The following is a 25535-nucleotide window of genomic DNA, read 5'->3' as shown; positions in this document are numbered from 1 at the left end:
CGGCTGCTACTTCTTGCGGGCGGCTACGGTCTCGGCCATCCCGGGCAGGAAGTCCGTGAACAGATCGTGCACTTCGTGTACGAGCGGTCGCAGCACCCGGAAGCGGGACAGCGCGACACCGCGGGTGGTCAGCCGGGCGCCGCGTTCTGCCAGCCGCCTGGTGCGCTCGCGGCCCTCCGAGCGGTCGAAGACCCAGTACAGGACGAGTCCCATCTGGGACAGCCACATCAACTCGGGCAGGGCGTCGACGAGTTCGTCGGCGACCTTGGCCTTGGAACCGGCCAGCACCTCGCGGTGGATGGACAGGGCCGCCTCGCGGGCGTGCTCCGACTCGGGGGAGAACGGGCTGAGCGGGCTCTGAGGGTCGGCGGCGTTCTTGAAGAACTGGGCCGCGAACTCGTGGTACGGCTCGGCGATCTCCAGCCAGGACGTCAACACCCCGGCGAGACGGGCCTCCAGGTCCGTCTCCCGGTCCAGGATGGGCCGGACCGCCGCCTGGTGCTCGGCGCCGATCCGGTCGTAGAAGCCCTGGACGAGGTGTTCCTTGGAGGCGAAGTAGTAGTACGCGTTCCCCACCGAGACACCGGCCTCTTTGGCGATGGACCGCATCGTCGTCCTGTCGTAACCGCGCTCCTGGAAGAGACGGAGCGCGGTCTCGAGGATGAGCGTGCGGGTCTGCTCGCTCTTGGGGGCCTTCACTTCTGTCACGGTGTCCGAGCCTAACCGGGAACGGAGCACCGGTCGTCGCAGGGCGTACCGCCGGCCCCTCCCGCCGCGGTCGCCTCGCGGTACTTGGACGCCGCGAGCATCGTCACCCGTACGAACGGCAGGCCTGCCGGGGTGGCGAGCCAGTGGGCCCTTGGACGGTACTCGGCCAGCGCCCAGAGGCAGACGATCCAGGCGGCGGGGCCGGTGTAGATCTGGCCCCTGTCGCCGATGACGGTGATCTCCCGCAGGGTCGCGGTGTGGTCGAGGCGCGGGTACCTGCGCCGCGCCTCGGCCGACCCCGCGGGCACCAGGTCCAGCGGTACGAGCTGCTTCTGCCGCCGCAGCCAGCTGCGCAGGTGGACGCAGAGGGAGCACTGGGCGTCGTACAGGACGGTCAGTCCCCGGACCGGGGTGCCCATCGCGCTCACGCCCCGGTGGGACCGGCGGCGGGCGCGGCCCACGGGCCCGGGCCCGCCTGGGTCGTCCAGCCCTGGGGCCCGACCGGCGGAGTCTGCTGGCGCTCCATCACTCCGCGCCGACGGATCTTGTTGAGGACCCAGACATTGCCGAGGTGCATCACGCCGAGCACGAGGAGTACGACGCCGAGCTTGACCGAGAGCGCCTCGAAGAGCCCGCGGGCGTCCTCGACGGCATCGGCCGCCTTGAGGTAGAGGGCGACGAAGCCGAGGTTCACGAGGTAGAAGCCGACCACCAGGAGGTGGTTGACGGCGTCGGCCAGCTTCTCGTCCCCCTGCAGGACGCTGGCGATGAAGATGCGCCCGTTGCGGCTCAGGGTCCGCGCGACCCAGATGGTGAGCGCGACGCTGGTCAGCAGGTAGACGACATAAGCAACAACAGTGAGGTCCATCCCCCACCCTCCCTTGAACGTGTTCAAAAGCTGGCAGTCATGACTGTAGACCTCCTTTTGAACATGTTCAAGCGATGGGTGTGGCGGGGCCCGGAGTCGGTCGGGCGGTCGGCTGGGGCTAGGGCGTGTTTTAGAAGTCGCGCCTGCCCCGCGACGCCTGGCACGCACACTCGCGGTGTTGTCGGAGTCGCCCAAGTACGTCCAGTACGAGGGCGATCCTCCGCCTTGCGATTGCACGCACCAGACGCCGCGGGGCCCGCCCTGCGGGCGGACGGCGCTACTTCTAAAACACGCCCTACGCGTCGCGCCGCAGTTGAGCCGTGATCGTGCGGTCGGTGATCCTGGCGTCGTCCGCCAGCACAAACGCCGTCGACAGGATCAGCGACAGCAGTCCGCCGTCCTCCTCGAAGGGCAGAAAGAGCCGCTCGCCGCCCGCGCCCGCCGCCGAACGGTCCACCACGATGCGCAGATACGCGTCATCGGACTCCATCAGGACGTTCCCCGAGCCCAGATGGATCTTGTACGTGTGCAGCTCGCCGCGCACCCTCAGGAACCGGTCGGTGAGCTCCACGCGATCGGCGATCCAGGTCCGCGGCAACAGCCGGGCCAGCGACTGGCGCCGTATCAGAGCCGACTCGGTGAGCTCGCCGAACGCCCATCGCTCCCAGTACCCGTCGTGCGCCCGCTCCTCGCCGCCGTCGCGCCACTGCGGATCCGCCCCGATCGACGCGACTGTCACGAACAGGTCGGCGTCCCGCATCGCCTCGGTCAGCACCAGCGGCGGAACGGCGGCGAGCTCGGCGAGCTCCCACGGTCCGCGCGCCCCGCGTCGCCGCTCGAAGCGCAGCTGGTCCGTGGAGCACAGCGACGCCAGTCCGCCGTCCGACTGCTGCTCGACCAGTTCGACACAGAACCTGGCGCGCCAGAACTCGCCCTCGCTCAAGGTCAGTTCACCGGCGCGCGGCAGCTCCCGCACCATCTCGGCGGCGTATCCGTCGCTGAAGTACCCCAGGTGGTTTCCGGCCCAGCCGCGCTCCACCAGCAGCGCCTTCGCCTGGCTGTAGCGCAGGATGTGACCGGCGAAGCGGTTGGAGTAGGTGCGGGTTCCCTCCTCGGCGGGGGCGAGCGGATAGGCCTCCCGGAAGCCCTGCTTGAAGGGCTGACGCAGCTCGCGCTCGGTGAGCTCCTCGCGCCAGGTCCCTGTCTCCTCGGCGTCAGCCCGGACCGGATGCCACAGCCGCAGCACGGCCCCGTCCGTCACGGGGACGGCCGTACCGTCCGCCCCGGCCAGTGCCCAGCCGCCCGCCGTACGCTCCGGCAGTCCGGCCACCCACTGCTCGCCGTCGTCCGCGCTCGCCTCCCAGATCAGGGTGCGGGCCAGGGTGCCGGTCACCGGATGGTCGATGTAGTGCCGCTCCCAGTCGGCCGCCGCCCATCGGGTGCCCGCCATCAGATGCTCTTCCAGCCGCGCGCGCTCGACCGGCATCAGTGTGCGCAGCTGCTTCAACGCGGCCCGGATGTCGTTCAGTTGCTCGCCGTACTCCTCGCGGACCGCTTTCGGCGCGGACTTCAGCACCTGGCCCTGCGGCCCCCGGAAGGACAGCGCGGGTGTCCCGGAGGCGGTGACCGACAGGACCGCTGTGTAGTCGCCCAGCGCCTGTTCGCGGATACCGCGCGCATCGAGGCCCACGGACGGCACGGCTCGCTCCCTGAGCATCGACGGGGTGATCCCGCCGCGCTCGGCCACGGCCTGCAGCGCCGCGGTGATGCCCTTGAGCACGGTGCGGTTGCGGATCTTGCGCTGCAGGCGGCCGAGCCAGTCGACGGCCTGCTCGCCCTGTATTCCGCCGAAGTCGCCGAGGACCGCGACCGCGGTCGTGGCCATCTTGCCGTTGCGGCAGTAGCCGCCGGAACCACCCGTACCCGTACCGGAGTTGAGCGCGACCGCGCCGACCGCGGGCACCACCCAGTCCGCCCCGATGTCCGCCGCGGCCCACAGCAGCCCGCGCACCAGCCGGGTGTTGCCCTCCGAGGAGATCCCCGGCCAGGTGCTGCCACTCACCCAGGCGGGCGCAGCGACCCGATGCTCACGCTGGTCGCCCATCCCTTCCAGCAGCGCCCGCACCGTCTCCCCGCCCCGCTGCGTGCCCGCCAGGAGGACCCCGGCCTGCCTGCGCCACCGCTTGGTGGCGCGCACCTGGCCCTGCGCCGCGCAGTGCTCCAGGAACGCGGCGACCCCCGGCCCGGCGAGCAGCTTCGGATGCTCCGTGCGCATCCGCGGCCCGAACTCGTCCTCGTCGTCGAGCAGGACCGGCGAAAGCCCCGTGTCATCGGAAGCCTCCGGCCCGATGAGGGCGTCCAGCCGAGCCCGCATCGTGAAGTTCTCGGATCCCTCGTCCTGCCCTCCCCAGGCCGACAGGGACACCTGACGCGCGGCCCGCAGCAGCCGCCGGTCGTGGCTGCCCGCCTCCTTCGCCGCGGCCAGCGGCAGCCGGGCGAGCGCCCCGAACTGCCGCAGCAGCTGCCCCGGATCGACCAGCGCGTCCGCCCCCACAAGGCGCCGCAGCAGCGTGTCGGCCTCCGCGGCGGTCCAGCCGAGGCGCTGCTCCGAGAGCCAGGGCACCGCCCAGTCGTCGGCGCGGTCCGCCCCGCCGTGGCACAGATTGCGGTGTATCCACAGCGCGGCCCGCCGCCGCTGGTCGAGGGTCAGGGACTCCAGCAGCTCCCGCACGGGCGTACCCCCTTGGATGCGCTGACGCACCCCCGCCTCGTACAGTCTGGTCTCCAGGCCGTCCGTCGTCACCGTCATCGTGCCGGTCCCCTCCCCGAGCTCAACTCCTCCTGACGGTACGGGCCGCCACTGACAGCCGGGTCGGCGGACCCGAATCGCCGCACTCCCGGCACCGCCGCCGAAGCTACGGGCGACGGATCCGCGCAGCCCCCGTCACCGACATCACCAGCGAGTACAGACCCGTCGTCGCCGTAATGAACAGGCGGTTGTTCTTCGGGCCGCCGAAGGCGATGTTGGAGACCGCCTCGGGGACGCGGAGCCTGCCGATCAGGGTGCCGTCCGGGTCGTAGCAGTGCACTCCGCCGTCCATGGCCGCCGCCCACAGGCGGCCCTCGTCGTCGAAGCGGATGTTGTCGAAACGGCTGACGTCGTCCGTCACTTCGGCGAACACCTTGCCGTCGGAGAGGGTGCCGTTCTCGCGTACGTCGAAGACGCGGATCTGGCCGGCGCGGGTGTCGGAGACGTACAACTGCCGCTCGTCGAGCGAGAAGACCAGGCCGTTCGGGCCGCCGAAGCCGTCGGCGACCAGCTGGACCTCGCCCGTCGCCGGGTCGGCGCGGTAGACGTTGCACGCGCCGATCTCGCTCTCGGCGCGGATTCCCTCGTAGTCGCTCGTGATGCCGAAGTCGGGGTCGGAGAACCAGACGGAGCCGTCGGACCGTACGGCCGCGTCGTTCGGGCTGTTGAGGCGCTTGCCCTCGAAACGATCGGCGAGGACGGTGATCCTGCCGTCGGGTTCGGTGCGGGTGACGCGGCGGTTGCCCTGCTCGCAGGAGATCAGCCGGCCCTCGCGGTCGAGCGTGTTGCCGTTGCTGTGCCCGGCGGGGGAGCGGAAGAGGCTGATCGCGCCGGTGGTCTCGTCCCAGCGCAGCATGCGGTCGTTGGGGATGTCGCTCCAGATCAGCTGCCGCCAGGCGGGCAGATACAGCGGGCCTTCGGCCCAGCGGCAGTCGCCGTGGAGCTGCTCCAGGCGCACGTCGCCGTTGGCGCAGCGTCCGGTTCGGAAGCGGTCGTCCAGGATCTCGTATATCGAGGCTTCGTCGATGGTGGACATGGTCAGGCCCTCCAAGCATTCAACTGAATGAGCTTCGGCCTGACATGCATATCCCGGAATGAGGTATGGTCGCAAGCGTGGATGACACTGACCGTGAGCTCGTGGCCCTGCTCCAGGAGGACGCCACTCAGGCATACGCGGCGCTGGGCAAGGCCGTTGGCCTCTCGGCGGGCGCGGCGCACGAGCGGGTGAGGAAGCTGCGTGAACGCGGAGTCATCCGCCGTACGACTGTGGAGGTGGACGCGGCCGCGCTCGGGCAGGGCGTGCTGGCCTTCGTCATGGTGGAGTCGTCGGCGTGGATGGGGGAGTCGGGGGCCGCGTTCGCCGCCATCCCGGAGATCCAGGAGGCGCACATCATCGCGGGCAGCGCGTCGGTGCTGGTGAAGGTGCGTACGGCCACGACGGAACAACTGCAGGACGTGCTGCGCCGGTTGTACGCGATCGACGGAGTCAGCGGCACTCAGGCCACGGTTTCCCTGGAGACGTTCTTCGAACGTCCCGTCTCCCCACGGGCGGGCTGACCCGACTCCCAGCCCGCCCGTCAGTGGCGGCATCTGCTCCTTGGCGTACCGGAGCTGACCCAAAACGCGTGACCGCTACATGCTGGCGAGCGAACGCGCGTAGTTGATCTGCCCCATGACCTGCTGGAACGTCTCCGGTCCACGCGCCGGGATCATCGTCGAGTGGTGCTTGCCGCCGCTCGTCACCGTGACCTGGATGAAGCCCGTGGTCTTCTTCTCCTTCATCAGCAGGAACAGCAGCCCCAGCAGGCAGAAGATGAAGAAGATGACCGCGAGCACGATGGCGTGGGTCGGCATCTTCTCCTCGGTGTGCGACATGTCGGTGGCGTTCCACACCGAGCCCCGCAACGGCAGCGTGCCCGCGGGAGTCACGATCGAGTCGCCCATGACACTGATGTCACCGATCGACACCAGCGGCGCCCCGCCCATCGCGGCCGGGGCCCCGGCCGGTACGGGGAGAGCGGGCTGCGTCTGGCTGTAGTCGGGAGCCTGATTCGGATACCCGTACCCCGGCGCCTGGTTCGGGTAGCCGTAGGCCGGCGTCCCCGGAGGCTGCGTCGGCCCCCACTTGTACTCGGGCTCTCCGTCAGCCGCGTACGGATTGGGCTCGCTCATGGTCTCGTCCCCGCTTTCCTGCTGCTCATGTCAGACGTTCCCCGATCCTGCCAGGTATCGCCTCGCCCGGTGAACCCCGGGCACCAAAGGGCCCCGCCTCATACGAAGTTGAGACGGGGCCCCGGTACCGTTCGGTCAGAAGCGACGCGTGATCAGCGCGCGCTTGACTTCCTGGATCGCCTTGGTGACCTCGATACCGCGCGGGCAGGCGTCCGTGCAGTTGAACGTCGTGCGGCAACGCCACACGCCGTCCTTGTCGTTGAGGACCTCCAGCCGCTGCTCCCCGCCCTCGTCACGCGAGTCGAAGATGAAGCGGTGCGCGTTCACGATCGCCGCCGGGCCGAAGTACTGGCCGTCGTTCCAGAACACCGGGCACGAGGACGTGCACGCGGCGCACAGGATGCACTTGGTGGTGTCGTCGAAGCGCTCGCGGTCCTCGGCGGACTGCAGACGCTCGCGCGTCGGCTCGTTGCCGGACGTGATCAGGAAGGGCATCACATCGCGGTACGCCTGGAAGAACGGCTCCATGTCCACGACCAGGTCCTTGAGGACCGTGAGGCCCTTGATGGCCTCGACCGTGATCGGCTTCTCCGGGTTGATGTCCTTGATCAGCGTCTTGCAGGCGAGCCTGTTCTTGCCGTTGATCCGCATCGCGTCGGAGCCGCAGATGCCGTGCGCGCAGGAGCGCCGGAAGGTCAGCGAGCCGTCGACGTCCCACTTGATCTTGTGGAGACCGTCGAGCACACGCTCCTTCGGGTCGATCTCGATCTGGAAGTCCTGCCACTGGGCCTCGTCGGAGACCTCGGGGTTGAAGCGGCGGATCCGGAAGGTGACCGTGATGTAGGGCGAGGCGGCGGCTTCCGCCTCCACCTTGTCCAGAGTCGGGGTAGCCATCAGTACTTACGCTCCATCGGCTGGTAGCGGGTCTGGACGACCGGCTTGTAGTCGAGACGGATCGACTCGACGCCGTCGTCGCCCACCTCGCGGTACGCCATGGTGTGGCGCATGAAGTTGACGTCGTCGCGGTTCGGGAAGTCCTCGCGGTAGTGACCGCCGCGGGACTCCTTGCGGGCCAGTGCCGAAACGGCCATGACCTCGGCCAGGTCGAGCAGGTTGCCCAGCTCGACGGCCTCCAGCAGGTCCGTGTTGAAGCGCTTGCCCTTGTCCTGGATGGACACGTTCAGGTATCGCTCGCGCAGCTCGCCGATCTTCTCGACCGCGGTCTTGATCGTCTGCTCGGTGCGGAACACCATGACATTGGCGTCCATGGTCTCCTGCAGCTCGCGGCGGATGTCCGCGACCCGCTCCTTGCCGGTGGCGTTGCGCAGCCGCTCGACCTGCGCCTCGACCAGCGAGGCCGGGTTCTCCGGCAGGTCGACGTAGTCGTTCTTCGCCGAGTACTCGGCGGCGGCGATACCGGCGCGCTTGCCGAACACGTTGATGTCGAGAAGCGAGTTGGTGCCCAGGCGGTTGGCGCCGTGCACCGACACGCAGGCGACCTCACCGGCGGCGTACAGGCCCGGCACGACGGTGGTGTTGTCGCGAAGGACCTCACCCTTGACGTTGGTCGGGATGCCGCCCATGGCGTAGTGCGCGGTCGGCTGGATCGGGATCGGGTCCGTGTACGGCTCGATACCGAGGTACGTACGCGCGAACTCGGTGATGTCCGGGAGCTTGGCGTCCAGCTGCTCCGGCGGCAGGTGGGTGAGGTCCAGGTAGACGTGGTCGCCCTCGGGACCGCAGCCGCGGCCCTCGCGGATCTCGGTGTAGATGGAGCGCGAGACGACGTCGCGCGAGGCGAGGTCCTTCATGACGGGCGCGTACTTCTCCATGAAGCGCTCACCGTCCTTGTTGCGCAGGATGCCGCCCTCGCCGCGGGCGCCCTCGGTGAGCAGGATGCCCATGCGCCAGATGCCCGTCGGGTGGAACTGGAAGAACTCCATGTCCTCCAGCGGCAGTCCGCGCCGGTAGCAGGCGGCCTGCCCGTCACCGGTCAGCGTGTGCGCGTTGGAGGTCACCTTGAAGAACTTGCCGGTGCCGCCCGAGGCGTAGATGACGGCCTTCGCCTGGAAGATGTGGATCTCGCCGGTGGCCAGCTCGAACGCGACCACGCCCGCCGACTTCTTGACGCCGTCGACCTCGATGATCAGCTGGTCCAGGACGTAGAACTCGTTGAAGAACTCCACGCCTTCCTTGACGCAGTTCTGGTACAGCGTCTGGAGGATCATGTGGCCGGTGCGGTCCGCGGCGTAGCAGGACCGGCGGACCGGGGCCTCGCCGTGGTTGCGCGAGTGACCGCCGAAGCGGCGCTGGTCGATGGTGCCGTTCGGGGTGCGGTTGAACGGCAGGCCCATCTTCTCGAGGTCCAGGACCGCGTCGATGGCTTCCTTCGCCAGGATCTCGGCGGCGTCCTGGTCGACCAGGTAGTCACCGCCCTTGACCGTGTCGAAGGTGTGCCACTCCCAGTTGTCCTCCTCCACGTTGGCGAGCGCGGCGGCCATGCCGCCCTGCGCGGCGCCCGTGTGGGAGCGGGTGGGGTAGAGCTTCGTCAGCACGGCGGTACGGCTGCGCTTGGTCGACTCGATGGCCGCGCGCATGCCCGCGCCACCGGCGCCGACGATGACGGTGTCGTACTTGTGGATCTTCATTGGTCTCGTCAGCCCCGGCTTTAGCGGATGTTCGGGTCGAAGGTGAAGATCACCAGCGTGCCCAGAAGGATGGTGAACACCGTGGCGGTGTACAGCAGGCCCTTGAGCCACAGGCGCGTGTTGGCGCGCTCGGCGTAGTCATTGATGACGGTACGCAGGCCATTGGCGCCGTGCAGCATCGCGAGCCACAGCATCAGCAGATCCCAGACCTGCCAGAACGGGGACGCCCAGCGGCCGGCCACGAACGCGAAGCCGATCTTGGAGACGCCGCCGTCCAGCACCAGCTGGATCAGCAGGTGGCCGATGACCAGGACGACCAGGACGACACCGGACAGGCGCATGAAGAGCCATGCGGCCATCTCGAAGTTGCCGCGGGTCGCCCTCGGGGTCTTGCCGGTGCGCTTGCGCGGGGCCTCGATGTACGGGGCCGGGTGGTCGACGTCGTAGGGGCTCGTGCCCTCGACGGGGCCGACGGCGGAGGTGGTGTCGGCGACTGCGTTGTTCGAAGACATTGTCTGGCTCAGCTCCCGAACAGTTCACGAACGGCGTGGCCGAGCACCGGGTACAGGGCGCCCACCATCAGCACGAACCAGATGACCATCACGATCCAGAACATCCGCTTCTGGTAGCGCGCGCCCTTGGACCAGAAGTCCACGGCGATGACACGCAGGCCGTTGAGCGCGTGGAAGAGAATCGCGGCCACGAGGCCGTATTCGAGCAGCGCGACGATCGGCGTCTTGTACGTGGCAACGACATCGTCATACGCCTCGGGGGAGACGCGGACGAGAGCGGTGTCCAGCACGTGTACGAACAGGAAGAAGAAGATGAGGACGCCGGTGACTCGATGAGCCACCCAGGACCACATTCCTTCCCGGCCGCGGTACAGCGTTCCAGCCGGCACGGAAGAACCCTCCGAAAGCGGGGATTGGGGCCATGCCGGCTTCTCTGTCGGTCTGGCCCGGCCGGGTACGGTCCACCGGCCCCGGCCATCGTAGCGACGACTTGTCGGTTCGCTCGCCCGGGGTCCGTAGGTGTGATCAAACAGGCAACAAACAGCCTCGGACGGGCTATCGGGAAGCCCCCGCGACGTCTGATTCCGGATGGTTGGCCACTACATGCGCCAGTCGGGAGCGGGCGAGGCCGCGCAGCTGCTCGGCCGAGACGGCCCGCTCCTCGTCCCGTTCGTGGCCGAGCCGGGCGCGGATTCCGGCGAGCACCTGGTCGAGGTACTCCTCGGGCCGGGATCCGTCGAGGCTGATCACGAAGGCGTGGCCGAAGCGGCTCTCGTACGCGGCGTGGGCGGCGGCCAGCGCGGTGTGCGCCGCCTGGGGCGCGCCCGGGTGGAGACCGGCGGAGGACTCGCCGGCGAGGGCCTCGGAGAGGTCGGCCTGCGAGAGGTCGTAGCTGGCCTCGTCGGCTGCGGCGAGGAGGGCGTCGACATCGGGGTAGGGGCGGTGGACGACCAGCCGCTGGGCCCAGCGGTGGCTGCCGCAGCAGGCGAGAAGGGTCGCTTCGGCCGAGTCTGCGGCCGCGGTGTTGAAGCGCTCGAGACCGGGTTCACCGCCGCGCTGGCCGGGAAGGCGGGGCGAGAGCGTGGCCGGTATGGCCGAAGAGGCGAGCGCATGCCGGGTGTGGTGGAGTGTCGGCGGTCGCTTCGGGAGGCCGGCGTGGGATTCGCTGGACAGCGTGGGCTCCTCGAAAGGGACAGCAGGACGGCTGGGAAGTGTGGGGTGGATGAGTCGTAACGCTATCCGTGGCTGCCGGAAGCTGTCCGACGGATGCGCGATTTTCACCCGGACGGGAGAGTTTCGACTCCTGTGATGGACGATGGTGGGGATGGTTCGCGGTAGTTACGCCAGATATTGGAGGTATCCGGGTGGTACGGCACTTTGGGTGTGCCAGGTTCACGGGCGTCTTCCTCGCCGCGGCAGCGGCCTTCTCGATGACGCTGACCGGCTGCTCGAGCGACGAGCCGTCCACGACGGCAGGCCAGACGCGGGGCGGAACCAAGGCCCCCGCCGCCGTGAGCCCGTCACCGAAACCAACACCCTCCAGGACCTACCCCCTCTCCCGGGCGCCCGCCACCATCCCCGCCGTACGCACGCACGAGGCGGCGCGCGGGCCGGGCTGGCGCCCGCGGCCCGGCGGAGGGGTCGTCGTCGCCAAGGGCAGCGAGGCGCTCGCCGACGAGGCGCGGCTGCTCGCCGACGAGCTGAAGCTCGGCTACCGCGGCGCCGTCGCCGCCCGCGCCGGCGATGTCGAGCTGGCGCTCGGGGCCGGGGGCGCGCGCGAGTCGTACACGGCCCTCACCAGCGGCGGACGGGTCAGAATCACCGGACCCGACGAGGCGGGTGTCTTCTACGGGACCCGGACCCTCAAGCAAGCGGTGAAATCGGGCGGAGCGATGCCGGAGGGCGTCGTACGCGACCGGCCCGACCGGCCGCAGCGCGGCCTGATGGTCGACATCGCCCGCAAGCACTTCTCCGCCGCCTGGATCGAGGCCCGGCTGCGCGAGATGGCCGACCTCAAGCTCAACCAGCTCGGCCTGCACTTCTCCGACGACCAGGGCTTCCGTATCGAGTCGGACTCGCACCCCGAGATCGTCTCCAGCCGGCACCTGACCAAGGCGGAGGTCCGCCGGATCATCGACCTGGCCGCGCGGCTGCACATCACGGTCATCCCGGAGATCGACTCCCCGGGACACCTCGGCGCGGTGCTCGCCGCCCATCCCCAGCTCCAGCTGCGGGACGCCGCGGGCAGGCCGGTGCGCGGGGCGATCGACATCGGGCAGCCCGCCTCGGCCGAGATCGTGGATGAGCTGCTGAAGGAGTACGCGGAGCTGTTCCCCGGCGCGTACTGGCATCTCGGCGGAGACGAGTACCAGGCGCTGGTCCGGCGGAACCCGGAGGCGTCCTTCCCGCAGCTGGCGGCACTCGCCCGCCAGAAGTACGGCCCGCAGGCACGGGTTCAGGACCTGGCGACGGCCTGGGTGAACGACCGCGCGGCGGTGGTGCGCCCCCTGGGCAAGAAGCCCAAGGCATGGAACGACGGGTTCTTCCGCGGCGGCGTGGTCAGGGCGGACAAGGACCTCGAGGTCGAGTACTGGACGGGCAAGGAGATCGGGGCCAGGCCACCGCTGGAGTACCTGCGCGAAGGCCGACGGCTCGTCAACGTCAACGACGAGTACCTGTACTACGTGCTCGGCCAGCCGCAGACCTTCGTCTATCCGACGGGTCGGCGGATCTACGAGCAGTGGACACCGTTCGTGATCCGGGGCACCCAGCCGGTGCCCCGGAAGTACTCGTCCCAGATCCTGGGCGGCCGCTTCGCGGTCTGGTGCGACCTCGCCAACTCCCAGACCCAGGAACAGGTGGCACGCGGCATCGCGATGCCGCTGCGGGCGACGTCCCAGAAACTGTGGGACCCGCGGACGCCGGGGCGGAGCTGGCAGCAGTTCCAGGAGCTGGCGCGGAAGCTGGGCTGAACTGGGGCCGGGCGCCCGCTGGGTCCGGCGTCCTTCGCGGGCCGTGTCAGTTGCTCCCGGGCGGGGACGACGGGGGAACCGTCTTCTCGTTGAACACCTCTACCAGGCACTTGGCCTGCTTCGCTCGTGCGCCGTCCTTGATCCGCCCGTCGCTGGTCACCAGCGGCACGTCGAAGCCTTCGGCCAGCGCGACGTAGGTGGCGTCGTACGCCGAAAGGTTGGCGTAGAGCTCGCGCACACGCGGCAACAAGGGCACGTGCTCGAGCCGTCGGACCGGCAGGACCGCAAACGCAGCAAGTGCGTCGTCCAGCTCACCCTCGGTCAGCTTGCCGCCTCGATGGCGTCCCAGCAGCGCCGAGGTCACTTCGACATCGACCAGATAAGGAGCGAGCAGTCGCTCCCCCTGGACGCGTGTGCGCAGTGCCTCGCCCACAGGTCCGGCATCGGCCAGCAGCATCACGAGCGCCCCGGCGTCCATGACGATCACTCGTGGCGCCTTCCCCGGTCGATGTCTCGCAGCACATCGCCCGTGGACAGCCGGGCCGTGGCCCGCTCCCGGATGCGGGCGACCACGTCCTCGAGGGCCGGGGTGGCGGCCTCCTGCTCAAGCAGGGTCCTCGCGTACGCCTGCAGGGACTGCCGGTTTCGGGCAGCTCTTATCTTCAGCTCGGTGAGTGCTTCCTCGGACAGATCCCGCACGTAGAGAGTGGCCATGCAACAAGAATAGTCGCAGTGCCAGCATTCTGCTAGCACGATTGGCGGGTGGCGCCAGAGGCCACGCGGCATCGCGATGCCGCTGCGGGCGACGTCCCAGAAACTGTGGGACCCGCGGACGCCGGGGCGGAGCTGGCAGCAATTCCAGGAGCTGGCGCGGAAGCTGGGCTGAACTGGGGATTCATGGTGGACGGCACCGGCCGCTGCGGCATATCGTCCGCGGGCGACCGCTTGCCGTACGGCCCGGTCTCCGCGACGCCTCTGGGGAGGGGCGTCTTCTCACCCGTGGGGGGCCGCTCGGCCATGCTCTGCTCGAAATGCCGGACCGACGCGGCGGCGACCGCCGAAGGACTCTGCCAGGCCTGCTCTGTCGGTACGGTCGACATCACACCGCCCGGGCCGTGGGCCGGGGGTGTTCTGCGTTCTCCGGTGGGCATCTCGTACGCCGTCGTGGCGCTGCTCTGCCTCGTCGTCGCGACCGACCTCTTCTCCCTCGTGGCCGCGGTCGGTCTGCGGAACCTGACGGCCACGGCCTACTCGGACACGGACCTGGAGCAAGCCACGTCGCTGATGGATACCGCGGGAGTCACTCAGGGGATCGCGCAGCTCGCCACCCTGTTCGTCTTCCTCGGTTGGTTCCAGCGGGCCCGGAACAACGCCGGTGTCTTCGCGCCGGATCTCCAGCGGCGCGGTGCGGGGTGGGCGACCGGAGGCTGGTTCGTCCCGTTCGGGAATCTCTACATCCCGCGCGCGATCACCGCCGACATCTGGGCGGCGAGCCGGCGGGACCCGTACGGAACGGGGAAGCAGGAGCCGCACACCGTCGTCAACGCCTGGTGGACCGCGTGGCTCGCCACGAATCTGATCAATCCGGTCGCGGGCAGACAGTACGCCTCGGCCGACACTCCGGACGCCTTCAGAGCGGGCGCGGACGTCTTCGTCCTCGGGGGAATCCTCGACATCGTGGCCGCGCTGCTGGCGATCGTCGTCGTCCGCAGGCTGACGCGCATGCAGAACGCCAAGGCGGCGCACAGGCGGAGCGGGTCTCGAAGGAGGCCGCGGTGTGAGCCCGCCCGGGGTGTGCGGGCCCACACCAGTCTTGGGTCGCGGCGGTCCCAACAGGGCGCTCTGCAGGCCGAGTTCCAGGTGGCCGGAATGTAACAGAGTTGTGGCGCATATGTGTGTGCTCGGCACGCGAATGTGTTCCGGATCGGATCGCCGAGACTGTGGCGGCCAGGGTGCCGGAGGGAGTACTTTTCGCCAAGCGGCCCGAGGCTGTACCCGGGGACCTTTCTTCCGATTCCTGGAAGGAATGGGTATTCCCGGCCGGCGCAGTGACGCATTCGAGCCACGGGGCGCAGTAAGAGGAAGTACTGCGTCCGCGATGGGAGGCGTCCGTGGCGTCGAAGAGCCTGAGGGAACTGATCGCACAGGCGGATGAGCGAGGCCTGGCCGCGAGCGGGCTCGCCTGCCTGGACCGCTGTCTGCCCGTGCTCGCATCCGAGGCCGACGCGCTGCGTCCGCTCTGGGCCGGTCTGGTGGAAGGCGAGGAGGACTGGTCGGGACGGCTCGCCGAGGCCAGAGCGAGCATGGAGAGCGCCGCCGTCGAGGACGAAGCCGCTGCCCTCGTACGTCAGATGCTGGGCGCCGCGCCCTCCGAGTGGGAGGCGGACCCCCTGCGGGAATGGGCGGACGACTGCTCCGTCGCCGCGCTCGAACTCCACAACCGCTTCGACGCGGGCTCGGGCGCCGACGAACCCGCCGCTGCCGACGTCGTCGACGTACTCACGCGCTGCCGCGAGGGCGAGCCGGACGGAGCGGGACCGCTCGTCGCCGGTGAACTGCGCCGCCAGATCCAGATCCTGGAGATCCTGGCCGACGCACAGGGCGGCGTCGGGCTGCGCCAGGCGCTGGATGTCTCGATCGAGGGCCAGCGCGTGCTGCGCGCGGTCGTCTCGCGACGGGCGCGCGTCAAGCGCTGAGGCGCCGGTTCGAGGGCGAGTCCGGGGGTCAGTGCTGCCCGGTCGGCAGTTGACCGGTGCAGGTGGCTCGTCCGTAGCTGCCTGACGCGGTGGCGAGTTGTACGTGCTTGCCGCGGACGGCGAGCGAGCAACTGGCCTGGCCGCCCTTCTCGTTCAGGACGAGGGCGATGGTCGGCGCCTTGCCCAGCGGTACCTGGACCGTCTTCTTCCAGGGCAGCGCAACGCGCTTCTCCACGGTCGCCTTGCCCGACTCGCTGCGCGCGAGGTACGAGAGCTCGGCCGTGCCCTGTCCGGTCACCTCGTAGGTCACCTCCGCGGTCGGGACGGCACGCGGCTTGGGCTTCTCGTCGGTGTTGAGGAAGCCGTACCCGATGAGCCCGCCGCAGGCGAGCAGTGCCACGGCGGCGATGGCCACTCCGCGCCGGTCCGGGCCGCCGCTCTTTCCGGCGTCAGCCGGGCTCGTGGCTTCAGTTGATTCAGCGGACTCAGTGGACTCAGCGGATTCAGGCGATTGTGTGGATGGCATGAGGCACCGGCTTTCAAGGAATTGACTCTCTTCGGAACCGGGCGTTTATACACGACGCGACCCGCTCGGCGCGAGCGAGCGGAAGAAACGGGCGAATCGACGCTCTTTTCAGGGGTCAACTGTCCCGATTGTCCAAGGGGTTGACTGGACGTCACTCCAGTGACTAGAAATCACGCCGCCACGTCCGTGAACTGGCAATTCGCGGTTCGTGGAGCAATGAGTCACGCCGACCGGAAACCTCCGGGTCGGCTCATTCGGCGTGCCCATTTCGCATGCGGCGAATTGGCCCGCCGATGCGGAAGGGTAACGAGGTGAAAGTTCCGTACGGGAGATATATCTCCTGTCTAGTCGTGTCGGCGATAGCGGGAACGCTGCTGCCGCAGGTCGCGTATGCGGCCCCGGCGTCGTCGTCGAATGACGACGGCAAGGGCATTGTCGACACCGTCAAGGGCTGGTTCTCGGACGACGACGAGGAGGCTGACAAGCCGCCCGTCGGCGGCAAGCTGGAGATACCCAGCCGGGAGAAGCTGCCCAGGGGCAAGAAGCTTCCGAAGGCCAAGCGGGTCAAGGAGCTGACGAACCGCCGTACCCCACAGGCGCGGTTCTGGCAGCTGTCGGACGGCCGGGTCGAGGCGGAGCTGTCGGCCGTTCCGGTCTCGTACAAGTCCGGGAAGTCCTGGAAGCCGATCGACACGGCGCTGAGGCCGACGACGGAGAAGGGCTTCGGCTTCGCCAACACGGCGAACACCAGCCGGAGCTGGTTCGGCTCCGACGCCGAGAAGCTGCTGCGTTTCGGAGCGCCGAACGGCCGCTCGGTCACGATGGGCCTGAAGGGTGCCGGCAAGTCGCTGAAGCCGCAGGCCAAGGGCGAGACCGTCACGTACAAGGACGCTGTTTCCGGCGCGGATCTGCAGTACGTGGTGGGCCGGGGACAGGTCAAGGAGAACATCGTCCTGGACGCGGCTCCGGCCGGCCCGGTGTCGTACACCTTCACGCTGAACACCGACGGCCTGACGCCGAAGGCCCGCAAGGACGGTTCGGTCGCGCTGTTCGGTGAGCTCCCGAACACTCCGGTGATGGTCATTCCGGCGCCGTACATGACGGACGCCAAGAAGGACGCGCTGTCGCCGACCGGTGGTACGTACTCCACCAAGGTCAGCCAGAAGCTGGCCCGCGACGGCGAGAACTGGAAGCTGACTCTCACGCCTGACACCAAGTGGCTGGCGGCGAAGGAGCGTCAGTACCCGGTGGTGATCGACCCGACGATCACCATCGCGCCGTCGCCGACGGACTCGCAGGACACGATGGTCCTGTCCGACCAGCCGTCGGTGAACTTCAACACCACGTGGAAGCTCTCCGCCGGCAAGACGGACACGGGCATCGCGCGCTCGCTTATTCAGTTTCCGCTGAGTGAGATCCCGGCGGGTGTGAAGGTCGATGCCGCGCGGCTGGGGATGTACTACGACCAGTCGCACACCACCAACGCCAACGCGGTGACCATCGAGGCGCACCGGGCGACGGGTTCGTGGACCGAGGCGGGTGCGAACTGGTCCAACACCAGTGCGCTGGTGGGTGAGCTGTCCGGCACCACCGTCCAGCAGGACGACGGGGACACCGGTACGGCGGCGGTCGGCGAGTGGCCGGGAGGCACCACCACCGGTGGGGCCGCGACCAATGACGACTTCGCCTACAACAAGAACGCGCTCACGGGCGAGAAGTACACCTGGCAGCCGCAGGTCCCGGAGACCGACTCCTACCGGGTGGATGTGCACTACCCGGCGGCCTCCGACGCGGCCACGGCCGCCCCGTACACCGTCACGTACAACGGTGGCACGAAGAACTACACGGTCAACCAGACCGGGACCGGTGGGGTCTGGAAGACCCTGGACGCCGCCGAGTACAGCTTTGCCAAGGGCAACGCGGGCAAGATCGTGCTGGGTGACACCGGCAGTTCGACCACGCGCAACCTGGCGGACTCGATCCGGCTGGTGAACCCGGCACAGATCGTGAAGCCGGTCGGCAAGTACAACGTGTGGCACGACTTCCCGGTCGCCGACACCGTCCAGAAGTGGGTGTCCGGTACCGCCCCGAACTACGGGTTCGTACTCAAGGCCACCGACGAGTCGGGCACCGCGCCGACCGGCGGCCCGCGCTACGAGGCGGGCGACGGCAACACCTACGGCGGCGAGACCTCGACCATTCCGCGGCTGACCGTCACCTACGGGAAGGTCGGCACGGCGCTGAACTCCCCGACCGTGGTGCACGGCACGGGCCCGGAGCTGTCCTGGCCCGCGTACAGCAACACAGGCGGCGCGACGAACGACGACATCGTCGAGTACCAGCTGCACCGCTCCACGCAGCAGGTCTTCACACCGTCCGCGGCGACCCTGATCGCCCCGATCGCGGCCACGGCCACGAGCTACACGGACACCACCGCGGTGCCGACCCCGGACTCCAGCTCCAGTGAGATCGGGAAGTCGTACTTCTACCAGCTGGCGGTCAAGACCAAGGGCGGTGAGCTGCTCGGCTCTCCGACCCGGGTGGTGGGCATCCCGAAGGCCGGCCGGACGATGAAGATCATCCAGGCGGGTCAGACGGACACCACGCTGTCCTCGCAGCAGCCGACCACCAACCAGAACGCGATCCAGTCCTTCGGCGTGGGCCAGACCTGGCTGAGCGTCGGCAACAACTCCACCACGTACGGCAAGACGCGTGCCGTGCTGAAGTTCCCCACCACCGGCATCCCCACCACCGCGACGGTGCTGGAGAACAAGATGTACATGTGGGGAGCGGAGACCACCAGCACCACCAATGGTGCGATCTACGAACTCCACGCGCTGACCCGGGACTTCACCGACACGACGGCGACGTGGAACAACGCGACGGCGACGACTGCGTGGACCACGCCGGGCGGCGACATGTCCGCCACCGTCTCGGACACCGTCCCGCAGATCACGGACGAGGTCGGGCGGCACTGGTGGGATGCCACCGGCCTGATGCAGTCCTGGGTCAAGACGCCCACGGGCAACAAGGGCGTGGCCGTCAAGCTGAAGGACGAGACCACCACCGGCCCGCAGGAGCGCACGCTGTTCCTGTCGTCGGAGGCCTCGGACCCGCAGCTGCGTCCGTACATGCAGGTCATCTACGTCGACTCGACGACCGAGGACACGTACTACGCGCCGACCACTCCGGCGCGGATGACGCCGAACTCGCAGTACACGGTGGACTTCACGGTCACCAACACCACCGCGACCGCGTGGGCCGCCGGTGAGCGGCAGCTGTCGTACACCTGGAAGCTGCCCGACGGGACCGATGTCACCACCGGCGGCAACCAGCTGTCCACCGCGATCCCGGCCCTCCTGCCGGGCAAGTCGGCCACCATCCAGGCGCAGGTCAAGACCCCCATCAACTCCGATGAGGGCAACAAGCGCCTGGACTACGTGCTCGGCTGGGACATCAAGAAGGTCGCCGACGGCACCTGGCTGTCCGCCGGTACCGGCGCCATCCCGTCGCTGAAGCAGAACGTCACCGTCGAGGACCCGACCTCCAACACCCTGGGCCTGGAGAAGTTCTACGGCTACACGGGCAAGAACACCGGCGCGGGTGCGAGCATGATGAACAACCTCGCCTCCGGCAATGTGGTGTGGTCGTACAACGCGTTCAACAACCCCGGCCGTGGTCTGAACACGTTCTTCCGGCTGGCCTACAACAGCCTGGACACCTCCGACACGGTCTCCGGCTACGGCTGGTCCTTCCAGGCATCGGGCCCGATCCGGCTCGGCGCGCCGCTGGAGTTCCACCCCAAGCCCAACCCCACCGAGGTGCGGCTGCCCGACGGCGACGGCACCACCCACGTGTTCCGCTGGGACTCGGCCACGAGCTCGTGGAAGGCGCCGGCCGGTGTGCACTACAAGCTGGCCGCCAAGGCAGGTCTGGACTGCACCCCGACCAAGGACCCGATCCCGGACGCCTGGACGATGACCCGGCCGGACGGCAGCCGCTTCCTGTTCGGCTGCGACGGATACCTGACCTCCACGGTGGACAAGAACGGCAACACCATGCTGTTCACCTACGAGGAGCGGAAGTCCAACAACAAGCCGACCAAGTTCCTGACGTACATCACCGACCCCGCGTCGCGGCAGACGCTGACGGTGGACTACTTCAAGAAGGGCGACAACTCCTACGAGTACGTCTCGAGCACCGGCACCATCGCCACGGGCTCGAACCTGACCAACTCCAAGATCTACGACCACATCAAGTCGGTCACCGACGTCTCCGGTCGTAAGATCAACTTTTGGTACACCGACAAGGGTCTGCTCGGCCAGTTCACCGACGGCGTGGGCTCTTCGCAGCCGAAGGTGTTCAAGTTCGTCTACGACGCCACGCAGGGCAACAAGAACGTCAAGATGGTGACGGCCACCGACCCCCGGGGCAACGCCACCAATCTGGACTACTACGCCCCGCAGACCGGCGACGACCCGAAGTACCACTGGTGGACCAAGACCATCACGGACCGGCTGAACAACAACACGACGTTCGCCTACCAGGCGGACCCGACGAACACGAATTTCACCGACACCAAGGTCACGGACTCCGAGTCGCACTCCACGGACTACGTCCTGGACGACTTCGGCCGCCAGGTGAAGGCCACCAACGCCAAGTCCGAGACAGTGGACATGTCCTGGGACGCGGACAACAACGTCATCCTCATGAAGGACGCGAAGGGCGCCCAGACCACCTGGACGTACGACCCGAAGACCGGCAACCCGCTGACGATGAAGGACGCGGAAGCCAACAAGAACGGCACCGCGGCGACGGTCTACACGTACCAGACCCGTGCGGACGGCTTCTCGGCCGATCTGTTCACCAAGACCTCTCCCGAGGGCCGCAAGTGGCAGTTCGGCTATGACGCCTTCGGCAACCTGAAGACGGTCACCGATCCCAAGGGTGTCGCCACCACCTCGGTGCCCGACGACTACACCACCAAGTACGACTACGACGGCTACGGGCAGTTGACCAAGGCCACCGATGCCAACGGCAACGCCACCGTCAACTCCGACTTCGACGTCATGGGCTACCCCAAGACGATCACCGACGCGGAGAGCCACGCCACCTCGTTCGTCTACGACGAGCGCGGTCAGGTCACCTCGGTGACCGACACGCTGGGCACCACCACCACCCAGACCTACGACGCCTTCAAGCGTCCGCTGGTCAACAAGCTGCCCAAGGACCAGGCGCAGGGGGTGTTCATCACCACCCCCGCTCCGCTGTACGACGCCAACGACAACGTCACCACCAGCACCGCCGCGGACGGCGTGGTGTCCACCGCGGTCTACGACTCCGCGGACCAGGTGACCGAGGCGACCGGCCCGGACAACAACCTGAGCGGTCGCACGACGCACTACACCTACGACAAGGTCGGCAACCTCAAGACCACGACCGAGCCCAAGGGCGTGGCGACGACCTCCGTCCCGGACGACTACGTCACCACCAACAACTACGACGAGATCTACCAGCTCATGTCGGTGGTGAACGCCAAGGGTGACAAGGTCTCCTACGAGTACGACAACGTCGGCAACCCGGTCACGGTCATCGACCCGAAGAGGAACGCCACCGCCGACACGACCGACTACACCTCCAAGACCGCGTACGACCTCAACCACCGCGTGACCAAGGTCACGGACGCGGCCGGCAAGTACACCACCACCACCTACGACAAGGACTCCCTGGTCGTCGAGAGCACCGACAAGGAGGGCAACAAGTCCCAGGCCGTCTACGACGAGCGCGGCAAGGTCATCGAGCAGAAGGTTCCCTACGAGGGCACAACGGTCCGGTCGACCAAGTTCGAGTACGACCAGATGGGCAACACCACCAAGGTGATCAGCCCGCGCGGCACCGCTACTGCGGCCGTGGACGACTTCACCAGCCGTACCGAGTACGACAAGCTAAACCGTCCGGTCAAGCAGTTCCAGCCCTACGACCCGGCGGACGCCCGCTACAACGACCCCAACGTCTACACCCAGACGACCTACGACGCGGTCGGCCGCACCTCGCGGGTGTCCGCGCCGCCGTCGGCGGGTCAGACGGTCCGTAACGACACCGACTACACCTACTTCGACAACGGCTGGACCAAGACGTCCACCGACCCGTGGGACATCATCACCTCCTACGGCTACAACCAGACCGGCCAGCAGATCTCGAGCACCCTCACCTCCGCCGGCGGCTCCAGCTCGCGGACCCAGGGCTGGGCGTACTACCCCGACGGCAGCCTCCAGGCCCGCTCCGACGACGGCGTGCCGGTCGGCGCCCACGTCGTGGTGGCCGACAACTCCGACACCCAGACCGTCTCGGCGACCGGCACCTGGGCCACGGCTTCGGCCACCGGCCAGCAGGGCTACGACCACCGCACCCACGCGGCGGGGACGTCGACGGACACGTTCACCTGGACTCTGAACGTTCCGCAGGACGGCACCTACACCGCCTATGCGAAGTACCCGACGACCTCGGGTGCCTCCACGGCGGCGAAGTACACCGTCACCCACGACGCCGGCACCACCGACAAGACGGTCAACCAGAGCACCGGTGGCGGCAGCTGGGTCTCGCTGGGCTCGTTCTCCTTCAAGCAGGGGAACACGTCCAAGATCACCCTGGCGACCGACGCCTCCGGCAAGGTCGTCGCCGACGCGGTGAAGATCGTCCGCCAGGTCACCGAGACGGACAACGAGAAGAAGAACTCCACCTACTCGTACGACCTCAACGGCAACCTGACGTCGATCACGGACAGTTCCTCGGGCGCCAAGATCGACACATACACGATGACCTACACCGGGCTCAACCAGGTCCAGAAGGTCAGCGAGTCCCTGTCCGGCGTCGAGAAGAAGGCCACGTCGTTCACCTACGACGCCAACGGCCAGAAGGAGACGACGACCCACCCCGACCAGTACGCGCAGTACATCTACGACCTGCGTGAGCTGGTCAAGACGGTGAAGGTCGGCAAGTCCGCCTCGGACGCCTCGCCGAAGATCACCGACTACACCTACACCGACCGCGGCCAGCGGCTGAAGGAGACGAAGGCCAACGGCAACACGGTCGACTACACCTACTACCTGAACGGCGCGCTCAAGACCCAGAGCGAGAAGAAGCCGAACGCCACCCTGGTCTCCTCGCACACCTACGCCTACGACGCCAACGGCAACCAGGCGCAGGACGTCGCGTCCAAGATGAACGCCGACAACCACGGCGCGTACCTGAACTCCACCACGGACTACACCTACGACCCGGTCAACCGGCTCGCCCAGTCCGTGAAGACGGGCAGCGCCGCGGGCACCGAGACCTACGTCCACGACGCCAACGCCAACGTCGTCACCCAGACGATCAAGAACGTCACGACCAACTACACCTACGACCGCAACCGGCTCCTCAGCTCCAACATCGGCGCCGCGACCAACAGCTACAACTACGACCCATACGGACGACTGGACACGGTCGTCGCGGGCGGCAAGGTGGTCGAGGACCGGGACTACGACGGCTTCGACCACGTGGTCAAGAACGCCAAGCTGCAGGCCGACGGGGTCACGACGAAGTCCACAACCTACGTCTTCGACCCCCTGGACCGCACGGCATCCAAGACGGACGCCGACGGCAAGACCACCGACTTCAACTACCTCGGTACCTCCAGTGAGGTGCTCAACGAGGCCGTCGCCGGCCAGGTCACCAAGTCCTACCAGTACAGTCCGTGGGGCGAACGCCTGACGCAGTTGAAGCGCAACACCGACGGCTCCGAGGAGCTCGGCGTCTACGGCTACAACGGCCACACCGACGTCGAAACCCTCACCGACACCAGCGGTGACACCAAGTCCACCTACGGCTACACCGCCTACGGCAACAACAACGACGCCGAGTTCACCGGCATCGACAAGCCCGACACCGCCCAGCCCGACAAGGAGGCGTACAACCCCTACCGCTTCAACGCCAAGCGCTGGGACTCCGCCAGCGGCACCTACGACATGGGCTTCCGCGACTACAGCCCCGGCCTGAACCGCTTCACCAGCCGGGACATGTACAACGGCGCCCTGGCCGACATGCGGCTGGGATCGGATCCCTTCACGGGGAACCGCTACGCCTTCACCGGCGGCAACCCGATCAGCAGCGTCGAGATCGACGGTCACAACTGGTGCGAAGGTGGCGCCTTCTGCCCCTGGGACGACAACTTCGCCTCTGCCTGGGTCGGCACCGTCGAGACTGTCGCCGACACGCTTGCTAGCCCCGTGATCGCCGCGGAGCCGATCCTTCGGGAGCACTGCCCCGGATGCTTCGGAACTCCCGGAAATCCCAATGGTGTGGACCTGGGCTTCGAATGGGTCTCGGGCACCGGCCCCAAGCATCGGGACTTCGGAGGAAACGACGCCTTCACGCAGTCGCTCATGGACCACTACCATGTCCAGCGCGTGCGGGAGCTCGCGGCCGACAACATCAACATCGGCAACTATAATCTGGACGCAACGGTCAAACAGGGAAAGCCGGACCCGAAGACAGGTTTCATCAAGAATAACGGCTTGAATCACTCGCTGAACACCAAGACCGTCTTCATGGACTTCACGTCGAACATGTCCGCGGCATTCCTTGGTTCATACAACATGGAATACACCGTCAAGTCCGTCGACAAGGAGGCGGGGACGGCGACCGTTCAGTTCCATGTGACCAACAGCAGCACCATGAACTCCGGAACGCATATCGCCCCGGAGCTCGGCGGGTACAGCGATTGGTGGGACAAGAACATCGGCAGTGTCCTCAACGACTATTACGATACGGGGCGTTTCGGCACGAAGGATCAGAGCATCACGTGGACGGAGACGGTCGACCTCGACGACCCCAAGGCTCCGTCGCAGTCGTCATCGTCATCGTCGTCGTCGGGGGATTCAGGTGGCTTCCTGGACACCGTGACGAGTTGGCTGGGCAGCCTCTTCTGATGGCAGCCTGACACTCTCGCTCCCGCCGGCTGTCCGGCCGGGACGCGCCCTGAAGAACGGCAGGGCCGCGCCCAGGAATCCCTGGGGGCGGCCCCGCCGCCCGGAACGACCGGAAGAGATCGCGTGAAGCTCGACGTATTTCGTACTGGTGCATGCCTTGCGGCTGTCACCTTGACGGTACTTGCCTCGACCGCGTGCGGGAAAAGTAAACCCACCGCCGTCACCCCGAAGGCCGTACATCATTCCGAACTGGTCGGTCGATGGAATGGAGGGCCGGAATGCAGATCGCCACTTCCAGTCATTCGGCTGCGTGACGATTACACCTTTTCCGTCAAGGACTTTCCGGTCGAGTGGTCCGGTCCCGGGTCGGACTCGAAGGTGACGCGCCGTTCGGACGGCGGGAAATGGCATGCGGTCAACAAGGACCCCGGTCTGACACCCTATCTGGTGCTCAATTTCGAGAACGGGAAAGACAACGAGTTTCTGCCGTTCTATGTGGAGAACGGAGAGCTGTGGATGAGCGGGAGTGTCCCGGTGTACGGGGAGCCCGACCATGCCTACTCGTGTTACTACAAGCGCACTTCTGCCGACCCTGAATTCGGCCTATAGCGGGTCTGTCAAACGAACGGCCCTGTCTGGGTGTGTCCCGCGAACG

The 25535-nt window shown here is 67.6% G+C and carries 20 protein-coding genes; 6 read left to right on the top strand and 14 right to left on the bottom strand.

Annotated features, from left to right (window positions below; translation table 11 throughout):
- Nucleotides 1-6: 6 nt before the first annotated feature.
- The 5 genes from OG905_RS16220 to OG905_RS16200 all read right to left on the bottom strand — a co-directional run bounded on the left by OG905_RS16220 (nucleotide 7) and on the right by OG905_RS16200 (nucleotide 5421).
- Nucleotides 7-708 carry a TetR/AcrR family transcriptional regulator gene (locus OG905_RS16220; protein WP_328670285.1) on the bottom strand — a complete coding sequence of 234 codons (702 nt, stop codon included), beginning with the start codon at nucleotides 706-708 and terminating at the stop codon, nucleotides 7-9.
- Nucleotides 709-719: 11 nt separating this feature from the next.
- Entirely contained in the window at nucleotides 720-1127 is a 408-nt protein-coding gene (locus OG905_RS16215; protein ID WP_328682387.1) for a thiol-disulfide oxidoreductase DCC family protein, read from the bottom strand.
- 5 nt (nucleotides 1128-1132) lie between these two features.
- Complete coding sequence (locus tag OG905_RS16210; protein WP_328670284.1) at nucleotides 1133-1576, bottom strand: hypothetical protein; 444 nt, start codon at nucleotides 1574-1576, stop codon at nucleotides 1133-1135.
- Between the two features lie 295 nt (nucleotides 1577-1871).
- Nucleotides 1872-4385 carry a DUF4132 domain-containing protein gene (locus OG905_RS16205; RefSeq protein WP_328670283.1) on the bottom strand — a complete coding sequence of 838 codons (2514 nt, stop codon included), beginning with the start codon at nucleotides 4383-4385 and terminating at the stop codon, nucleotides 1872-1874.
- 106 nt (nucleotides 4386-4491) lie between these two features.
- On the bottom strand, nucleotides 4492-5421 hold the full coding sequence (locus OG905_RS16200; protein WP_328670281.1) for an SMP-30/gluconolactonase/LRE family protein: 930 nt from the start codon (nucleotides 5419-5421) through the stop codon (nucleotides 4492-4494).
- A gap of 77 nt (nucleotides 5422-5498) precedes the next feature.
- On the opposite strand from OG905_RS16200, the gene OG905_RS16195 reads away from it, so the two are divergent.
- Entirely contained in the window at nucleotides 5499-5942 is a 444-nt protein-coding gene (locus tag OG905_RS16195) for an Lrp/AsnC family transcriptional regulator (RefSeq protein ID WP_328670279.1), read from the top strand.
- Nucleotides 5943-6017: 75 nt separating this feature from the next.
- Here the strand turns inward: OG905_RS16195 and OG905_RS16190 are convergent, their stop codons facing one another.
- The 6 genes from OG905_RS16190 to OG905_RS16165 all read right to left on the bottom strand — a co-directional run bounded on the left by OG905_RS16190 (nucleotide 6018) and on the right by OG905_RS16165 (nucleotide 10809).
- On the bottom strand, nucleotides 6018-6557 hold the full coding sequence (locus tag OG905_RS16190; protein ID WP_266486803.1) for a hypothetical protein: 540 nt from the start codon (nucleotides 6555-6557) through the stop codon (nucleotides 6018-6020).
- A gap of 135 nt (nucleotides 6558-6692) precedes the next feature.
- Nucleotides 6693-7451 carry a succinate dehydrogenase iron-sulfur subunit gene (locus tag OG905_RS16185; protein WP_328670276.1) on the bottom strand — a complete coding sequence of 253 codons (759 nt, stop codon included), beginning with the start codon at nucleotides 7449-7451 and terminating at the stop codon, nucleotides 6693-6695.
- A complete protein-coding gene (gene sdhA, locus OG905_RS16180) occupies nucleotides 7451-9205 on the bottom strand; it encodes a succinate dehydrogenase flavoprotein subunit (protein ID WP_328670275.1) in 1755 nt (584 codons plus the stop codon). Before sdhA ends, OG905_RS16185 begins: the two co-directional genes overlap by 1 nt.
- A gap of 20 nt (nucleotides 9206-9225) precedes the next feature.
- Complete coding sequence (locus OG905_RS16175; RefSeq protein ID WP_328670273.1) at nucleotides 9226-9717, bottom strand: succinate dehydrogenase hydrophobic membrane anchor subunit; 492 nt, start codon at nucleotides 9715-9717, stop codon at nucleotides 9226-9228.
- An 8-nt stretch (nucleotides 9718-9725) separates the two neighbouring features.
- Nucleotides 9726-10106, bottom strand: coding sequence for a succinate dehydrogenase, cytochrome b556 subunit (gene sdhC / locus OG905_RS16170; RefSeq protein WP_266486808.1), 381 nt, complete (start codon nucleotides 10104-10106; stop codon nucleotides 9726-9728).
- Between the two features lie 166 nt (nucleotides 10107-10272).
- Complete coding sequence (locus OG905_RS16165; protein ID WP_328682386.1) at nucleotides 10273-10809, bottom strand: 2-oxo-4-hydroxy-4-carboxy-5-ureidoimidazoline decarboxylase; 537 nt, start codon at nucleotides 10807-10809, stop codon at nucleotides 10273-10275.
- Nucleotides 10810-11147: 338 nt separating this feature from the next.
- Here OG905_RS16165 and OG905_RS16160 point away from each other — a divergent pair, with 338 nt between their 5' ends.
- Nucleotides 11148-12689 (top strand): beta-N-acetylhexosaminidase, encoded by a 1542-nt coding sequence (locus OG905_RS16160; RefSeq protein WP_328682385.1) that lies wholly within the window; start codon nucleotides 11148-11150, stop codon nucleotides 12687-12689.
- 46 nt (nucleotides 12690-12735) lie between these two features.
- Here OG905_RS16160 and OG905_RS16155 read toward each other — a convergent pair whose 3' ends face one another.
- Both OG905_RS16155 and OG905_RS16150 read right to left on the bottom strand, forming a co-directional pair.
- Nucleotides 12736-13167 carry a type II toxin-antitoxin system VapC family toxin gene (locus tag OG905_RS16155; RefSeq protein WP_328682384.1) on the bottom strand — a complete coding sequence of 144 codons (432 nt, stop codon included), beginning with the start codon at nucleotides 13165-13167 and terminating at the stop codon, nucleotides 12736-12738.
- A 5-nt stretch (nucleotides 13168-13172) separates the two neighbouring features.
- A complete protein-coding gene (locus OG905_RS16150; protein WP_328670267.1) occupies nucleotides 13173-13403 on the bottom strand; it encodes a FitA-like ribbon-helix-helix domain-containing protein in 231 nt (76 codons plus the stop codon).
- 183 nt (nucleotides 13404-13586) lie between these two features.
- Between OG905_RS16150 and OG905_RS16145 the strand changes: the two genes are divergently transcribed.
- Both OG905_RS16145 and OG905_RS16140 read left to right on the top strand, forming a co-directional pair.
- Nucleotides 13587-14564 carry a DUF4328 domain-containing protein gene (locus OG905_RS16145; RefSeq protein ID WP_328670265.1) on the top strand — a complete coding sequence of 326 codons (978 nt, stop codon included), beginning with the start codon at nucleotides 13587-13589 and terminating at the stop codon, nucleotides 14562-14564.
- Between the two features lie 236 nt (nucleotides 14565-14800).
- Entirely contained in the window at nucleotides 14801-15385 is a 585-nt protein-coding gene (locus tag OG905_RS16140; protein ID WP_328670263.1) for a hypothetical protein, read from the top strand.
- 28 nt (nucleotides 15386-15413) lie between these two features.
- On the opposite strand, the gene OG905_RS16135 is transcribed toward OG905_RS16140, so the two are convergent.
- A complete protein-coding gene (locus OG905_RS16135; protein WP_328670261.1) occupies nucleotides 15414-15800 on the bottom strand; it encodes a hypothetical protein in 387 nt (128 codons plus the stop codon).
- Nucleotides 15801-16204: 404 nt separating this feature from the next.
- Between OG905_RS16135 and OG905_RS16130 the strand changes: the two genes are divergently transcribed.
- Both OG905_RS16130 and OG905_RS16125 read left to right on the top strand, forming a co-directional pair.
- Entirely contained in the window at nucleotides 16205-24880 is an 8676-nt protein-coding gene (locus OG905_RS16130; protein ID WP_328670259.1) for a golvesin C-terminal-like domain-containing protein, read from the top strand.
- A gap of 123 nt (nucleotides 24881-25003) precedes the next feature.
- Entirely contained in the window at nucleotides 25004-25489 is a 486-nt protein-coding gene (locus OG905_RS16125) for a hypothetical protein (RefSeq protein ID WP_328670257.1), read from the top strand.
- The last annotated feature ends 46 nt before the right edge of the window (nucleotides 25490-25535 follow it).

It is taken from the genome of Streptomyces sp. NBC_00322, from assembly GCF_036147535.1.
Classification (GTDB): domain Bacteria; phylum Actinomycetota; class Actinomycetes; order Streptomycetales; family Streptomycetaceae; genus Streptomyces.
Note: the sequence above shows the minus strand (reverse complement) of the source record. Positions and strands in the feature narration are given on the sequence as shown.

What these genes read in the sequence shown, in the direction of transcription:
- OG905_RS16190 (WP_266486803.1), bottom strand. Translation starts at nt 6,557, where the DNA reads ATGAGCGAGCCCAATCCGTACGCGGCTGACGGAGAGCCCGAGTACAAG.
- OG905_RS16150 (WP_328670267.1), bottom strand. Translation starts at nt 13,403, where the DNA reads ATGGCCACTCTCTACGTGCGGGATCTGTCCGAGGAAGCACTCACCGAG.
- OG905_RS16210 (WP_328670284.1), bottom strand. Translation starts at nt 1,576, where the DNA reads ATGGACCTCACTGTTGTTGCTTATGTCGTCTACCTGCTGACCAGCGTC.
- OG905_RS16175 (WP_328670273.1), bottom strand. Translation starts at nt 9,717, where the DNA reads ATGTCTTCGAACAACGCAGTCGCCGACACCACCTCCGCCGTCGGCCCC.
- OG905_RS16160 (WP_328682385.1), top strand. Translation starts at nt 11,148, where the DNA reads ATGACGCTGACCGGCTGCTCGAGCGACGAGCCGTCCACGACGGCAGGC.
- OG905_RS16205 (WP_328670283.1), bottom strand. Translation starts at nt 4,385, where the DNA reads ATGACGGTGACGACGGACGGCCTGGAGACCAGACTGTACGAGGCGGGG.
- OG905_RS16130 (WP_328670259.1), top strand. Translation starts at nt 16,205, where the DNA reads ATGCGGAAGGGTAACGAGGTGAAAGTTCCGTACGGGAGATATATCTCC.
- OG905_RS16215 (WP_328682387.1), bottom strand. Translation starts at nt 1,127, where the DNA reads ATGGGCACCCCGGTCCGGGGACTGACCGTCCTGTACGACGCCCAGTGC.
- OG905_RS16145 (WP_328670265.1), top strand. Translation starts at nt 13,587, where the DNA reads ATGGTGGACGGCACCGGCCGCTGCGGCATATCGTCCGCGGGCGACCGC.
- OG905_RS16200 (WP_328670281.1), bottom strand. Translation starts at nt 5,421, where the DNA reads ATGTCCACCATCGACGAAGCCTCGATATACGAGATCCTGGACGACCGC.
- OG905_RS16155 (WP_328682384.1), bottom strand. Translation starts at nt 13,167, where the DNA reads ATGGACGCCGGGGCGCTCGTGATGCTGCTGGCCGATGCCGGACCTGTG.
- sdhA (WP_328670275.1), bottom strand. Translation starts at nt 9,205, where the DNA reads ATGAAGATCCACAAGTACGACACCGTCATCGTCGGCGCCGGTGGCGCG.
- OG905_RS16185 (WP_328670276.1), bottom strand. Translation starts at nt 7,451, where the DNA reads ATGGCTACCCCGACTCTGGACAAGGTGGAGGCGGAAGCCGCCGCCTCG.